This is a genomic window from Bradyrhizobium sp. UFLA06-24 (genome assembly GCF_054967145.1).
In genome coordinates, this window is record NZ_JADFUE010000003.1 from 143,575 (window position 1) to 157,258 (window position 13,684).

At 64.6% G+C, this 13,684-nt stretch carries 10 protein-coding genes; 7 read left to right on the forward strand and 3 right to left on the reverse strand.

Translation table 11 applies throughout. The features are described from left to right. Positions 1-2: 2 nt before the first annotated feature. The 3 genes from IF809_RS04600 to IF809_RS04610 are packed head-to-tail and all read right to left on the reverse strand — an operon-like array spanning position 3 to position 4,799. Positions 3-1,748 (reverse strand): ATP-binding response regulator, encoded by a 1,746-nt coding sequence (locus IF809_RS04600; protein WP_128968931.1) that lies wholly within the window; start codon positions 1,746-1,748, stop codon positions 3-5. Then, positions 1,718-3,748, reverse strand: a complete 2,031-nt coding sequence (locus IF809_RS04605; protein ID WP_164939077.1) for a sensor histidine kinase — start codon at positions 3,746-3,748, stop codon at positions 1,718-1,720. Before IF809_RS04605 ends, IF809_RS04600 begins: the two co-directional genes overlap by 31 nt. Before the next feature lie 55 nt (positions 3,749-3,803). Beyond that, positions 3,804-4,799: a TRAP transporter substrate-binding protein gene (locus IF809_RS04610; RefSeq protein ID WP_462836950.1), complete on the reverse strand. Its 996-nt coding sequence runs from the start codon at positions 4,797-4,799 to the stop codon at positions 3,804-3,806. A gap of 315 nt (positions 4,800-5,114) precedes the next feature. Here IF809_RS04610 and ugpB point away from each other — a divergent pair, with 315 nt between their 5' ends. The 7 genes from ugpB to IF809_RS04645 all read left to right on the forward strand — a co-directional run bounded on the left by ugpB (position 5,115) and on the right by IF809_RS04645 (position 13,681). Then, the gene (gene ugpB, locus IF809_RS04615) at positions 5,115-6,419 is read left to right on the forward strand and encodes a sn-glycerol-3-phosphate ABC transporter substrate-binding protein UgpB (protein WP_462837013.1); all 1,305 of its coding nucleotides are present in this window, start codon (positions 5,115-5,117) and stop codon (positions 6,417-6,419) included. Positions 6,420-6,603: 184 nt separating this feature from the next. After that, positions 6,604-7,554, forward strand: a complete 951-nt coding sequence (locus IF809_RS04620) for an aminoglycoside phosphotransferase family protein (protein WP_128969517.1) — start codon at positions 6,604-6,606, stop codon at positions 7,552-7,554. 374 nt (positions 7,555-7,928) lie between these two features. Beyond that, positions 7,929-9,551: an ABC transporter substrate-binding protein gene (locus IF809_RS04625; RefSeq protein WP_128968928.1), complete on the forward strand. Its 1,623-nt coding sequence runs from the start codon at positions 7,929-7,931 to the stop codon at positions 9,549-9,551. Between the two features lie 181 nt (positions 9,552-9,732). Then, positions 9,733-10,746 carry an ABC transporter permease gene (locus IF809_RS04630; protein WP_462836951.1) on the forward strand — a complete coding sequence of 338 codons (1,014 nt, stop codon included), beginning with the start codon at positions 9,733-9,735 and terminating at the stop codon, positions 10,744-10,746. 9 nt (positions 10,747-10,755) lie between these two features. Next, positions 10,756-11,655: an ABC transporter permease gene (locus IF809_RS04635; RefSeq protein ID WP_128968926.1), complete on the forward strand. Its 900-nt coding sequence runs from the start codon at positions 10,756-10,758 to the stop codon at positions 11,653-11,655. A gap of 97 nt (positions 11,656-11,752) precedes the next feature. Then, positions 11,753-13,483: a dipeptide ABC transporter ATP-binding protein gene (locus IF809_RS04640; protein WP_462836952.1), complete on the forward strand. Its 1,731-nt coding sequence runs from the start codon at positions 11,753-11,755 to the stop codon at positions 13,481-13,483. An 18-nt stretch (positions 13,484-13,501) separates the two neighbouring features. Beyond that, positions 13,502-13,681 (forward strand): DUF4089 domain-containing protein, encoded by a 180-nt coding sequence (locus IF809_RS04645; protein WP_164938943.1) that lies wholly within the window; start codon positions 13,502-13,504, stop codon positions 13,679-13,681. Positions 13,682-13,684 lie beyond the last annotated feature (3 nt).

Sequence of the window (13,684 nt, forward strand, 5' to 3'; positions counted from 1 at the left end):
AATCACGGCATATCGGTCGCGGGCAGGGTGATGGTGAAGGTCGATCCCTTGCCGGGACCTTCGCTCTCGGCCGTCACCTCGCCGCCATGCATGTCGATAATACGCTTGACGATGGAGAGCCCAAGCCCCGTCGAGCTCTCGCCCGCGGTCGGCTTGGCTGACAGCCGCTGGAATCGGCCGAACAGGCGGCCGAGATCTTCCGGCGACAGGCCGGCGCCCTCGTCGCTGACGCGGACGGTGGTGTCGCCGTCATCATGGCTGACGGCGACGAAGATCTTGCCGCCGATCGGAGAATATTTGATGGCGTTGCTGATGAGATTGTCGATCGCCTCGCGGATCCGGTCGGTGTCGCACATCGTGACGATGTTGGCCGGCGCGCTGACGCTGATCGTCTGCTGCTTGTTGACCGCGAGCGGCTGGTTGGCCTCGGCAACCTCTTTCACGAGCGTCGCGACGTCGACCGGCTCGCGGCGGATGGTGATGTCGAAGGCATCCGCCATCGCATCCGAGATCAGATGATCGACCATCGTGGTCAGGCGCTTGGTGGCGTCTCTGATATGATCGACCTGGGCGACCACGCCTGACGAGGAGGCGCCGGTCGAGATCAGCTCCTTCAGCATCTCGGTGCGGCCGAGGATGACGCCGAGCGGGTTCTTCAGATCGTGCGCGACGGTGCCGAGGATCTCGTTCTTGAAGCCGTTGGCGCGCTGCAACCGCAGCCATTGCGCCGAGAGGCGCCGGTTGGCCTGCATCAGCGCGCGGGTGCGCTGGGCGACGCGGTCTTCCAGCTGGGTGTTTGCCTCCTGGAGCTGCTGGTAGAGGATCACGTTGTCGAACGCGATCGAGAGCCTGGAGGAGAAGATCTCGACCAGCGAGCGGTCGGTCTCGGACAGATCGCGCTCGGACTGCAGCAGCACCACGACCTCGCGGCCGGAGCCGGTGCGCAAATAGATCACGCTGCGATGGTCGGCGAATTCATTCTTGCGGCCCTGGAAGGCGGCTTCCACCATCGCCCGCAGGTCGGGGTCGAGCGCCTTCGACGAGGTCGTGCCGATGAAGCGGCTGTAGCAGCCGCTGCCGGCGAGCACCGAGAGCTCGGCGTCCATGCCGCCATTGTCGCGCAGCACCAGGATGCCGGCGCAGTCGACATTGAGCAGCGAGGCGAGCTGGGTCAGCACGCCCTCGGCGAGCCGCTGCATCGACTTGAAGTCGTACAGCGTCGAGGCCGCATCGATGATGATCTCGAGCCCGCGCCGCGTCTGCACCATGCGCTCGAGCTGCTGGTAGGAGCGCAGCGCCGCGGTCAGCGAGGTGAACAGCTTGTCGGCGGTCAGCTCGGTCTTGGCCTTGTAGTCGTTGATGTCGTACTGGACGATGACGCGCCGCTCCGGCGCCTGGCCGGGCTGGCCGGTGCGCAGGATGATGCGCACCGTCTCGTTCTTGAGCACGTTGCGGATGTATTCGACCAGCTCGAGGCCGGCGACGTCGGTCTCCATGATGACGTCGAGCAGCACCGCGGCGATGTCGTTGTGCTCGGCCATCAGCTTGCGACCTTCCGCCGCGGAATGGGCCGAGAGGATTTCGAGGCCAAGGCCGTTGAGGTTGTAGTCGGACAGCGCGAAGCGGGTGCCGTCATGCACGGCCGGATCGTCGTCGATGACGGCGATCTTCCATTTCCGGGCGTCCAGATCCTCCGACGCGGTACCGGTGTCGTCGATCAGGTGGAGGACATCGTCCTGTTCGGCCATTGAGAAGTCCCGTCGCTTTCAGTGCTTTGCGCGCCGCCCTTGGCGATCCGCGGCATGATAATCCGGAAAGTCGTGCCTTGTCCCAGCTTGGATTCCAGCATCATCCGCCCGCCGAGCTGCTGGGTGACAAGGTTATAGACGATATGCAAGCCCAGTCCCGTCCCACCTTCATTGCGCCTGGTGGTAAAGAATGGGTCAAAGGCCTGCCGTTGCACGTCGGGGGTCATGCCGGCCCCGTCGTCGGCGAAAATGATCTCGATATCGTCGGTGCCGCGCGGCCGGGCCGAGATCGTGATGGTGCCGGCCCGGCCGTCGGCAAAGGCGTGATTGGCGGCGTTGAGGAAGAGATTGGTCAGGATCTGGCCATAGGAGCCGGGATAGCCGTCCAGCAGGAGCCCCTCGGGCACGTCGACTTGCAGCGTGATCGGCGAACGCTTCAGCACCGGCCGGAGGCTCGCGATGATCTGGTCGGTGGCTTCGCCGAGCGAGAATTGCCGCCGCTCGGCATGGGAGCGGTCGACCGCGACCTGCTTGAACGACTGGATCAGCTCGCCGGCGCGTTGCAGGTTGGCGACCAGCTGCTGCGAGGCGTCGCGCGAGGACTGCACGAACTCCTCCAGCTGCGAGCGGCGCAAGCCGCCCTCGCCCCTGAGCTGGGCCTCGAAGATCTCGCTGCGCCTCGCAAGACTCGAGGCCACCGTCAGGCTGATGCCGATCGGGTTGTTGACCTCATGCGCGACGCCCGCGACGAGGCCGCCGAGCGCCGCGAGCCGCTCGGCGTCGATCAGGTTCTGCTGCGCGGTGTTGAGCTCGAGCAGCGCGCTCTCGGCCTTTTCCTTGGATGCGCGCAGCTCGTCCTCGGTCTTGCGCTTGGCGATCGCATTCTCGCGGAACACTTCCACCGCGCGCGCCATGGCCCCGACCTCGTCGCGCGCCCCGGTGCCCTGCACCTCGCGACCGAGATCGCCGAGCGTGATCGCGCGCATCGCCGTCATGATCTGCTGCAACGGCAGCCGGATCGAGAGTGCGATCAGTACGCCGGCGGAGAGGATGATGCCGAGAAAGATCACCGCGATCGACAGCACGCGGCGAGAGATGTCCGCCAGCGTGCGGTCGAAGGTCTCCTGCGCCTTCTGCTCGCGCTGGCGCATCTTGGTCGAGAGGTCGTCGATCGCCCCGATCGCCTCGGCCTGGCTGGCGTCGATGGTGTTGCGCAAGAGTTCGGTGCGGTTGGTGAGCTGCTCGCTGAGCTTGGCAAAGCCTTCGCGCAACGCGGCGGTACGGGCGCCGAGCTTTTGCAGCGCCATCTTCTGGAGATCGTTGTCGGCGAGATCGATCATCACGGGAATGGTCTTCTCGATCGTCTCGGTGTTGCGGCGTGCATCGTCGGCCGCACCAGGCGACAGCGACAGGTAATAGGAATTGGCCGCGACCAGCATCGCGGTGAAGGCCTCGCGCGACTTGCCGAGCGAGGGCCAGATCAGCGCGTCGCGATGGCCGGTGGCGCCCTCGATGATCGAATAGAGGCCTGCCATGTCCCTGGCCGGGCCCTGCACCTGCTCCTCGTAGGTCTTGGCGATGGTGGCCTGCACGGTGCGCAGCTCGCCGAAGCCGTTGAGGAAGCGGTCGGTGGTGCGCTCCAGCTCCTCGACCGACCCAGACAGCATCGGGTCCTTGGCGGCGCGGTCGGTCAGCGTGCCCAGCACGGCCTCGCGCAGCAGCAGGATCTCGGCGAACAGGTCCGGGCTCGGCTGGTTGATGTAGCGGTGGATCAGGTTCTGGAGCCGTCCGGTCTCGCTTTCGAGCAGCGCCAGGATACGGTCGGATTCGCGCACCTGGCGGACGTCGTCCCAGGCCGAGCCCAGCACCTGCGCGCCGTTCCAGATCATCGCCACCAGCACGATCACCACGGCGGAGTTCAGCGCCGCGATCGACAGGATGCGCCAGCGGATCGGCACAGCCCGCAGCAGGCCGACAAGGCGCGCGCGGAGCCGCCCGATTGGGCCGGGTGGCCGTTCCGCGATCTCGCTGGTGCCGGGCGCGATCAAAGCAGCGTCACTCCACCTTGCGAATGCGTTCGATCAGCGCCGCCGCAGCGGGGTCCTGCGCCGCCTTGGCGTAAACAGGCGCCATGGCGTCTTCGAACGGCTTGCGGTCGATATCTCTGGTCACGGTGATGCCGGCGGCCTCCGCCTTGTGCTGCGACTGCTCTTCGAGGTCGCGCCATTTCTCGCGCATGAACCGGCTGGAGCGCAGCGCGGCCTCCCTGAAGATGGTCTGGTCCTCGGCCGACAGGCTGCGCCAGGCCTTGAGCGAGATCACCAGCACCTCCGGGCTCATCGTGTGCTCGGTCAGGGTGTAATAGCCGGCATATTTGTAATGGTCCGTGGTCACGAAGGAGGGCCAGTTGTTTTCCGCGCCGTCGATCAGATGGGTCGCGAGCCCTGTCAGCACCTGCCCATAGGGCAGTTCGACCGGCTCGGCGCCGAGCGCGCGGATCATCTCGCTCATCAACTCCGATTGCTGCACCCGGATCCGCAATCCCTTGAGGTCGGCAAGGCTCTTCACGGGGCGTACGGCATTGTAGATCGAGCGCGCGCCGGAATCGTAGAAGCAGAGCCCGACGAAGCCGTAGGGCTCGAAGCTGTCGAGAATCTCCTGGCCAACAGGTCCGTCCAGCACCTTCTGCATGTGCTCGATGGATCGGAACAGAAACGGCATGGCGAGCACATTCATCGCCGGGACGAAGTTGCCGATCAGGGCAACGTTGGTCCGGTTGAGGTCGATCGCGCCGGCGCGGGTCTGTTCGATCGTCTCCTTCTCCTCGCCGAGCTGGCGGGAGTGAAATACCTTGATCTCGTGGCGGCCCTTGGTGCGCTCGGCGATCAGCGCGCCCATGTAGCGCAGCGCCTGGACGGTCGGGTAGTCCTCGGTCTGGGTGTCGGCGGCGCGGAATTCGCGCGCGACTGCGCTCGTCGCGCAGATCGCGAGCAGAAGCGCGACGAAGATCACCCCGGTCCGCGAGAGTTCGGCACGGTTCAGCACTGGCACACTCAACCCCTCGGTGATGGAGTCTATGGCGGGACCAAAAGGTTCAATGCAATCTAAAGCGTTTTCAAGCGAAGTGGATACCGGTTCGCGTAAAGAAAACGCGTCAAACTGAGAATCTGGAGCCCCGTTCCGGTCGGAACGGGGCTCCAGCAAATGGTAAAGGGAAGGCCATCCCGGTCCGCCCGTGGCGCGATTGTGCGGCGCGGCCGGCCTTCATTCCTGGTTGAAACCGGAAGTGGCGCGCCTTAAGCAGGGTGCGGTCGCCTTTTACCGCGTGATCCGGGAAGAGCCATTGTGATTTCACGTTTGCGCCTTTTGCAGGTCGCCGCCGCCACTTTGGCCGTCGCCTTGAGCTGTGAGGCGCGCGCGACCACGGACATCGCCTGGTGGCACGCGATGTCGGGCGAGCTCGGCAAGCAACTCGAAAAGCTCGCTTCCAACTTCAACGCCTCCCAGTCCGACTACCGGATCGTACCTGCTTACAAGGGCAACTACACCGAGACGGTGACGGCTGCGATCTTCGCCTTCCGCTCGCGCAGCCAGCCCGCCATCGTTCAGGTCAACGAGGTCGCCACCGCCACCATGACCGCGGCGAAGGGTGCGATCTATCCGGTCCACAGCATGATGCGCGACATGGGTGAGCCGTTCTCGCTCAACGATTACCTTCCGGCGGTCTCCGGCTATTACACCGACGCATCAGGCAATCTGTTGTCGTTTCCGTTCAACTCGTCGACGCCGATCCTCTATTACAACAAGACCATGTTCCGCGACGCCGGCCTCGATGCCGAGGCGCCGCCGAAGACCTGGCCCGAGCTCGGCGCCGCGGCAAAACGCCTGCGCGAACGCGGCGCGGTCTGCGGCTTCACCACGTCCTGGCCGTCCTGGATCCATGTCGAGAATTTTTCGGCGTTTCACAATCTGCCGCTGGCCACGCGCGCCAACGGTTTTGCCGGCCTCGATGCCGAACTGACCATCAACAATCCGGTCCTCGTCAAGCACGTCGCCCAGCTCGCCGAATGGCAAAAGACGAAACTGTTCGACTATAGCGGGCGCGGGCAGGCGGCCGAGCCGCGCTTCCAGAACGGCGAATGCGGCATCTTCATCGGCTCCTCGGCGACGCGCGCCGACATCAAGGCGAATTCGAAATTCGAGGTCGGCTACGGCATGCTGCCGTATTGGCCCGAAATTGCGGGCGCGCCGCAGAACTCCATTATCGGTGGCGCCACGCTGTGGGTGCTGCGCGACAGGCCGCGCGAGGAATACAAGGGTGTGGCGCGCTTCTTCGCCTATCTGTCGCAGCCCGGCGTGCAGGCCGCCTGGCACCAGAACACCGGATATCTGCCGGTGACCCGCGCCGCCTTCGAGCTGACGCGCGCGCAAGGCTTCTACGATCGCAATCCCGGCTTTTCGATCTCGTTCGAGGAGATCACGCTGCATCCGCCGACCGAGAACTCGAAAGGCATCCGGCTCGGCTCCTTCGTGCTGATCCGCGGCGCGATCGAGGATGAGCTCGAGCAGGCCTTTGCCGGCCACAAGAGCGCCCAAGCCGCGCTCGATGCCGCGGTCGAACGCGGCAACAAGCTGCTGCGCCAGTTCGAGCGCGCGAGCCCGGACCGGTAATGTTACGAATGAGCGTAGCTGTGGCCGCGAGCACGGTGCGCTCCCTCCCCCGCGTGCGGGGGAGGGTTGGGGAGAGGGTGTCTCCACTCGCGAGAGCCCCCCAGAGGAGAAAGCCCTCACCCGGCGCGTTGCGCCGACCTCTCCCGCAAGCGGGAGAGGTGCACCGTTTGCTTGGTTTGCAGCGATGACTACCGCTTCATTGCCGACTTTCGCCGACCCCAAGGCCTTTCGCGCCTGGCGTTCCCAGCCCCAGCAATGGCTCCCGATCGCCCTCGACATCGCGCGCAGCCACGGCCTCGACGTCGCTTCGTCTCATGTGTTCTCGACCGGCACCAATCTCGTGGTCGGGCTCGGCGATCATCTGATCCTGAAAATCTTCCCGCCGCTGCTGCGCGCGCAATTTGTCTCGGAGCGCGGCTCCTTGAAGCAGCTTGCTGGCCGGCTGCATCTGCCGATCCCCGAGATCATCGCGGAGGGGGAGCGCGACGGCTGGCCCTATCTCGTCATCACGCGCCTCACAGGCACGCTCGGTTCGGAGGTCTGGCCTTCATTGCCGGAGGCCGAGAAGGATCGCGTGCTGCGCCAGATCGGCGAGACCATCGCCGCCGTGCAGCGCGCGCCGCTCGGGCCGCTCGCAGAGATCGAGCCGCGCTGGGATGCGTTCATGCGCGCGCAGATGCAAGGCTGCAAGGCACGGCACACCCGACTAGGCCTTGCACCGAAATTCCTCGAAGGCCTCGATGACCTCTTGCGCGATGCCGCGACGGTGATCCCGATGGACGCGCCGCCGGTGATCCTGATCGGCGAATACATTCCGGAAAACTTCCTGCTCGCCTGTCACGACGATCAATGGTCGCTCGCCGGCCTGTTCGACTTCGGCGACGTCCGCGCCGGCTGGCGCGATTACGATCTGCTGGGCCCGAGCGCCTTCATGGCCGCGGGCTGGCCGGGGAGGGTGCGCAGCCTGCTGGAAGGGTTCGGCTACGCGAAGCCCGATTTCGCGCTGAAGCGGCGCCTGATGGCCTTGATGCTGCTGCACCATGCCAGCGATCTCAACAGCCACATCTGCATCGAGGGCTGGCAGGACAAGGCCGGCGATCTCGTGGAATTGCAGGATCTGATCTGGGCGGAGTGACAGCGCCAGCCGTCATTGCGAGCCCAGCGAAGCAATCCAGGCTGCTTCAGCGGAGAGACTCTGGATTGCTTCGCTACGCTCGCAATGAGGAGTTTGTTGCACGACCCCGATCCTCTCCAAGGGCCAGCCCGTGGATGAGGCGCCCGAAGGAGGTGGCGATAAATCGGGCTCCCTAGTGCGTCTGCTTAATATTTGATCAATGTCGCATCTTTGTATGCAATTTTCAGGTTTGATTGCGGTCATCCCTGTAATCGGAAATGCTCGTATGTTCGTTGCTTATCAGAGGCTTATGCGGCCTTCAGGTCTCCAATAAACCTTGGCACGAACCTTGCGATCCCCGTTCCAACCAAAAACGTTTGTGTTGGAGCGATTTCATGAAGCGTCGCGATTTTCTCAAGTCCGTGTCCGGATTGGCCGCCGGCGCAGCGCTTCCGACGGTGCCGCAAGTGATCTCCTCGGCCTATGCCGATGCGCGCTCGGAGACACTGCTGATCGTCTCGGAAGGCGGTCCCAACAATCTCGACATCCATGGCGTCGGCACCAACGTGCCGGGCTATGAGGTTTCCTGGAATTGCTACGACCGCCTGATCAGCCACGAGATGAAGAGCGGCCCCGGCGGCGTGCCCTATTACGATCGTGACAAGTTCAAGGGCGAGCTCGCCGAGGATTTCAAGATCGACGACATGTCGGTCACCTTCAAGCTGCGCAAGAACGCCAAATTCCACGACGGCACGCCCGTCACCGCCAAGGACGTGAAATGGTCGCTCGACCGTGCGGTCAGCGTCGGCGGTTTCCCGACCTTCCAGATGAGTGCGGGCTCGCTGACCAAGCCGGAGCAGTTCGTCGTGATCGACGACTACACCGTCCGGGTCGACTTCCTGAAGAAGGATCGGCTGACGATCCCCGACCTCGCCGTGATCGTGCCCTGCATCGTCAACTCCGAACTGGTGAAGAAGAACTCCAGTGAGAAGGACCCTTGGGGGCTCGAGTTCACCAAGCAGCAGACGGCGGGCTCCGGCGCCTACAAGGTGACGAAGTGGACCGCCGGGACCGAAGTGATCATGGAGCGCAATGACGACTGGGTCTGCGGTCCGCTGCCGAAGATCAAACGCGTGATCTGGCGCATGGTGCCGCAGGCCGGCAACCGCCGCGCGCTGCTCGAGCGCGGCGACGCCGACATCTCCTACGAACTTCCGAACAAGGATTTTCAGGAGATGAAGGCCAACGGCAAGCTCAACGTGGTGTCGCTGCCGTTCTCCAACGGCATCCAGTATATCGGCATGAACGTCACCAAGCCGCCGTTCGATAACCCGAAGGTGCGTCAGGCGGTCGCCTATGCGCTGCCCTATCAGAAGATCATGGACGCGGTGATGTTCGGGCTCGCCAACCCGATGTTCGGGGCGCCCCAGGACAAGCCGACCGAAGTCGCCTGGCCGCAGCCGCACAAGTACAACACCGACATGGAGAAGGCGAAGGCGCTGATGGCGGAGGCCGGTTACGCCGGTGGCTTCGAAACCACGATCTCGTTCGATCTCAACTTTGCCGGCGTCAACGAGCCGCTCTGCGTGCTGGTGCAGGAGTCTCTCGCGCAAATCGGCATCAAGGCCACCATCAACAAGGTGCCCGGCGCCAACTGGCGCACCGAGTTGAACAAGAAGGAGATGCCGCTCTTCACCAACGTGTTCTCGGGCTGGCTCGATTACCCCGAATACTTCTTCTACTGGTGCTATCACGGCAACAATTCCGTCTTCAACACCATGAGCTACAAGTCCGCCGAGATGGACAGACTGATCGACGGCGCGCGCACCGCGGCCGCCGCCGGCGACACCGCGGCCTATGATGCGGACGTCAAAGGCTTCGTCGATCTCGCCTACACCGACATCCCGCGCATCCCGCTGTACCAGCCCTTCGTCAACGTCGCGATGCAGAAGAACATCAGTGGCTATCAATACTGGTTCCACCGCAGGCTCGACTATCGCGCGATGGCGAAGGGGTGAGTGAGGTGAGCACGCTCTTCAGGCTCCCTCCCCCCTTGTGGGGGAGGGTTGGGGAGAGGGGTAGCCACGAACTCCGACCTCTCCCGGAGCCGCCCCCCTCCCTAGCCCTCCCCCACAAGGGGGGAGGGAACGCAGCGGAGCATGCGGCTAGCATCGTGCGCACTATCCGCCGGAGCACGCCATGCTCACCATGATCGGCAAGCGCCTGATGTTCGCTGTTCCCTCGCTGATCGGGGTCGTCATCGTCACCTTCCTGCTGACGCGCGCGCTGCCGGGCGATCCCGCCGCGTATTTCGCAGGCCCCGCTGCAACCAAGGAAGCCGTCGAGCAGATCCGGAAAAAACTCGGTCTCGACAAGCCGCTGATCGAGCAGTTCTTCCGCTACACCAACGACCTCGCTCATGGCGATTTCGGCAACTCTCTCACCACAGGCCAGCCGGTCGCGGCCGAGATCCGCAACCGCCTGCCGGCCTCGGCCGAATTGACCCTGCTCGGCCTCATCGTCTCTATCGTCATCGCCATTCCGCTCGGCGTGCTCGCGGCCACGCGGCCGGGCTCGTGGATCGATCATCTCTGCCGCGTCACGACCACGGCCGGCGTGTCGCTGCCGGTGTTCTTCACTGGCCTGGTGCTGGTCTACGTCTTTTATTTCCGGCTCGGCTGGTCGCCCGCGCCGCTCGGCCGGTTGGACGTGTTCTACAGCGCGCCGCCGACGGTGACGGGCTTCTATCTGATCGACACGCTGCTCGCGCGCGACGTCGAGGCCTTTCGCTCGGCGCTCAGCCAGCTGATCCTGCCGGCGACGACGCTCGCGATCTTCTCGCTGGCGCCGATCGCGCGCATGACGCGCGCCTCGATGCTGGCGGTGCTGGCGTCCGAATTCGTCCGCACCGCGCGCGCCAGCGGCCTGTCGCCGACGACCGTCATCGTCACCTACGCCTTCCGCAACGCCATGTTGCCCGTGATCACCACGCTGAGCATGGTGTTCTCGTTCCTGCTCGGGGCCAACGTGCTGGTGGAAAAAGTCTTCGCCTGGCCCGGCATCGGCTCCTACGCGGTGGAAGCGCTGATCTCCTCGGACTTCGCTCCGGTGCAGGGCTTCGTGTTGACGATGGCCGTGATGTACGTGCTGCTCAATCTCGTGATCGACATCTTGTACGGCGTGATCGATCCGCGCGTCCGGTTGGAAGGGTAGGGGGTCTCAATGAGTACCGTTGCGCCTGCCGTTGAACCCGCCAGTCCTGCCCGTACCTCCGGGTTCACTGCGATCCTCGAACAAACCCGCTACGTGCTGGGCGAGAACAAAGTCACCGGCTTTGCCTTCGCGCTGCTGATCCTGATCCTCATCGCCGCGATCTTCGGCCCCTATGTAGTGCCCTATGATCCGCTCGCCTCGGACACCGCAGCGGCTTTGAAGCCGCCGTCGGCGGCGCATTGGTTCGGCACCGACCAGCTCGGACGCGACATCTTCAGCCGCGTCGTGGTGGCGACGCGGCTAGATACCTTCATCGCGGTCGCCTCCGTCGTGCTGGTGTTCCTGATGGGCGGCCTCGCCGGCATCGCGGCCGGCTATTTCGGCGGCTGGACCGATCGCATCGTCGGCCGCATCGCCGATACCATCATGGCCTTTCCGCTGTTCGTGCTCGCCATGGGCATCGTCGCCGCGCTCGGCAACACCGTGCAGAACATCATCCTCGCCACCGCGATCGTGAATTTCCCGCTCTACGCGCGCGTCGCGCGCGCCGAGGCCAATGTCCGCCGCAACGCCGGCTTCGTGCAGGCCGCGCGGCTGTCAGGCAATGGCGAGTTCCGTATCCTCCTGGTGCACATTCTGCCGAACATCATGCCGATCATGATCGTGCAGATGTCGCTGACCATGGGCTACGCGATTCTGAATGCCGCGGGCCTGTCCTTCATCGGCCTCGGCGTTCGTCCACCCACCGCCGAATGGGGCATCATGGTCGCCGAGGGCGCGGGCTTCATGGTGTCAGGCGAATGGTGGATCGCGCTGTTCCCCGGCCTCGCGCTGATGATCGCCGTGTTCTGCTTCAACCTGCTCGGCGACGGCCTGCGCGACATCGTCGATCCCCAGCGGAGGACGTGATGATCGCTGGCGTCAGGCAAAAATTCTCCAATGAATCCAATGCCGCTTCTACTGTGCATGGGGTTGTTTTCGACTTTGTGAGCGATGGGAGGCCCGCATGACCGCCCCACCGCTGCTCGACGTCCAGGACCTCACCGTCGAATTCACCACCCGACGCGGCATCGTCAAAGCCGTGCAGCACGTCAACATCTCCGTCGCCAAGGGCGAGACGCTCGCGATCGTCGGCGAGTCCGGCTCCGGCAAGTCGGTGACGTCCTATGCGGTGATGCGCATCCTCGACCGTGCCGGGCGGATCGCCGAGGGCTCGGTGATGTTCTCCGGCATCGACGTCAAGGCCGCGAGCGAAGGCCAGATGCGCGATCTGCGCGGCCGCGAAGTCTCGATGATCTTCCAGAACCCGCGGGCGGCGCTGAACCCGATCCGCAAGGTCGGCGATCAGATCGAGGACGTCCTGCGCACCCATGTGCAGCAGGCTCAGGTTGCCGACCACGGCGAGAAGGCGATCGAGGCGCTGGAGCAGGTCAAGATCGCCCGCCCGCGCGAGCGCTATCACGCCTATCCGTTCGAGCTCTCGGGCGGCATGTGTCAGCGCGTGGTCATCGCGCTGGCGCTCGCCTGCAATCCGCAGCTCTTGATCGCGGACGAGCCGACCACCGGCCTCGACGTCACCACGCAAAAGGCGGTGATGGACCTGATCGTCGAACTGACCAGGCGGCGCGGAATGTCGACCATCCTGATCACCCACGACCTCGGCTTAGCTGCGGCCTATTGCGACCGCGTCGTGGTGATGGAGAAGGGCCGCGTCGTCGAGACCGCCAAGGCCGCCGACATCTTCGCGATGCCGCAGCACCCCTACACCAGGAAGCTGATGCGCGCGACGCCGCGTCTGGGTGTGTCCTTGCGGGATCTGTTGCCGGAGGAAGAGACCTTTGCCTCTCCCCACGTGCGGGGAGAGGCCGACACGCGCACAAGCGGGGCGACGGAGAAGGACCAACCCCTCCTCATCATCGACAAGCTGGTCAAGGAATATCCCCGCCAGGGCGCCACGGCCACGCTCGGAAAACTGTTCGGCCGCAAGCCGCCGGTGGAGCCGGATGTATTCCGCGCCGTCGACGGAATCAGCTTCTCGATCGGCCACGGCGAGAGCGTTGGCCTCGTCGGCGAATCCGGCTGCGGCAAATCGACCACGTCGATGATGGTGATGCGGCTCCTGGATCAGACCTCCGGCCTGATCCAGTTCGACGGCGAAGACATCGGCGGCATCGCGCCATCCGCCTTCGCCCGCCTGCCGCAGCGCAGCCGCATCCAGATGGTGTTCCAGGATCCGACCGACAGCCTCAACCCGCGCTTCACAGCCGCGCGTGCCATCGCCGATCCGATCATGCGACTGGGCGACATCAAGAGGCGCGATGCGCTCCGCGCCCGCTGCGAAGAGCTGGCCACCATGGTCGGCCTGCCACACAATCTGCTGGATCGCTTCCCGCATCAGCTCTCCGGCGGCCAGAAGGCCCGCGTCGGCATCGCCCGGGCGATCGCGCTGCACCCCAAGCTGGTCATCCTGGACGAGCCCACGGCGGCGCTGGACGTCTCGGTGCAGGCCGTCGTTCTGAATCTGCTCCAGGATCTCAAGGCGCGGCTAGGTATGAGCTATCTGTTCGTCTCGCATGATTTGAATGTAGTGCGCTTGTTGTGCGATCGTGTCATTGTGATGCGGACGGGTCGAATCGTGGAAGAGGGCACTTCCGAGAGGGTGTTGAGCGATCCGCAGGACGACTACACCAAGGAGCTGCTGACCGCGATCCCGCATCCGCCGCTGCCGGTGCATTGAGAGATTGTTGGGAGCGTGATGGCCGAACCGCTGGACGATTATATCGACGCCGTATCGAAAGCGCTGGCGCTGCCGGTCGAGGACGCCTGGCGGCCCGCGGTGCGCGCCAATCTCGAAGTCTCGCTGCGGCTCGCCCGCCTGGTCGACGAATTCGCGCTGCCGGACGAGACCGAGCCGGCGCCGATCTTCACGGCCTGATGC

Bases quoted from the DNA above. Each gene is read 5' to 3' on its own strand.
- IF809_RS04600 (WP_128968931.1), bottom strand. From the start codon at position 1,748: ATGGCCGAACAGGACGATGTCCTCCACCTGATCGACGACACCGGTACC.
- IF809_RS04620 (WP_128969517.1), top strand. From the start codon at position 6,604: ATGACTACCGCTTCATTGCCGACTTTCGCCGACCCCAAGGCCTTTCGC.
- IF809_RS04625 (WP_128968928.1), top strand. From the start codon at position 7,929: ATGAAGCGTCGCGATTTTCTCAAGTCCGTGTCCGGATTGGCCGCCGGC.
- IF809_RS04630 (WP_462836951.1), top strand. From the start codon at position 9,733: ATGCTCACCATGATCGGCAAGCGCCTGATGTTCGCTGTTCCCTCGCTG.
- IF809_RS04635 (WP_128968926.1), top strand. From the start codon at position 10,756: ATGAGTACCGTTGCGCCTGCCGTTGAACCCGCCAGTCCTGCCCGTACC.
- IF809_RS04640 (WP_462836952.1), top strand. From the start codon at position 11,753: ATGACCGCCCCACCGCTGCTCGACGTCCAGGACCTCACCGTCGAATTC.
- IF809_RS04645 (WP_164938943.1), top strand. From the start codon at position 13,502: ATGGCCGAACCGCTGGACGATTATATCGACGCCGTATCGAAAGCGCTG.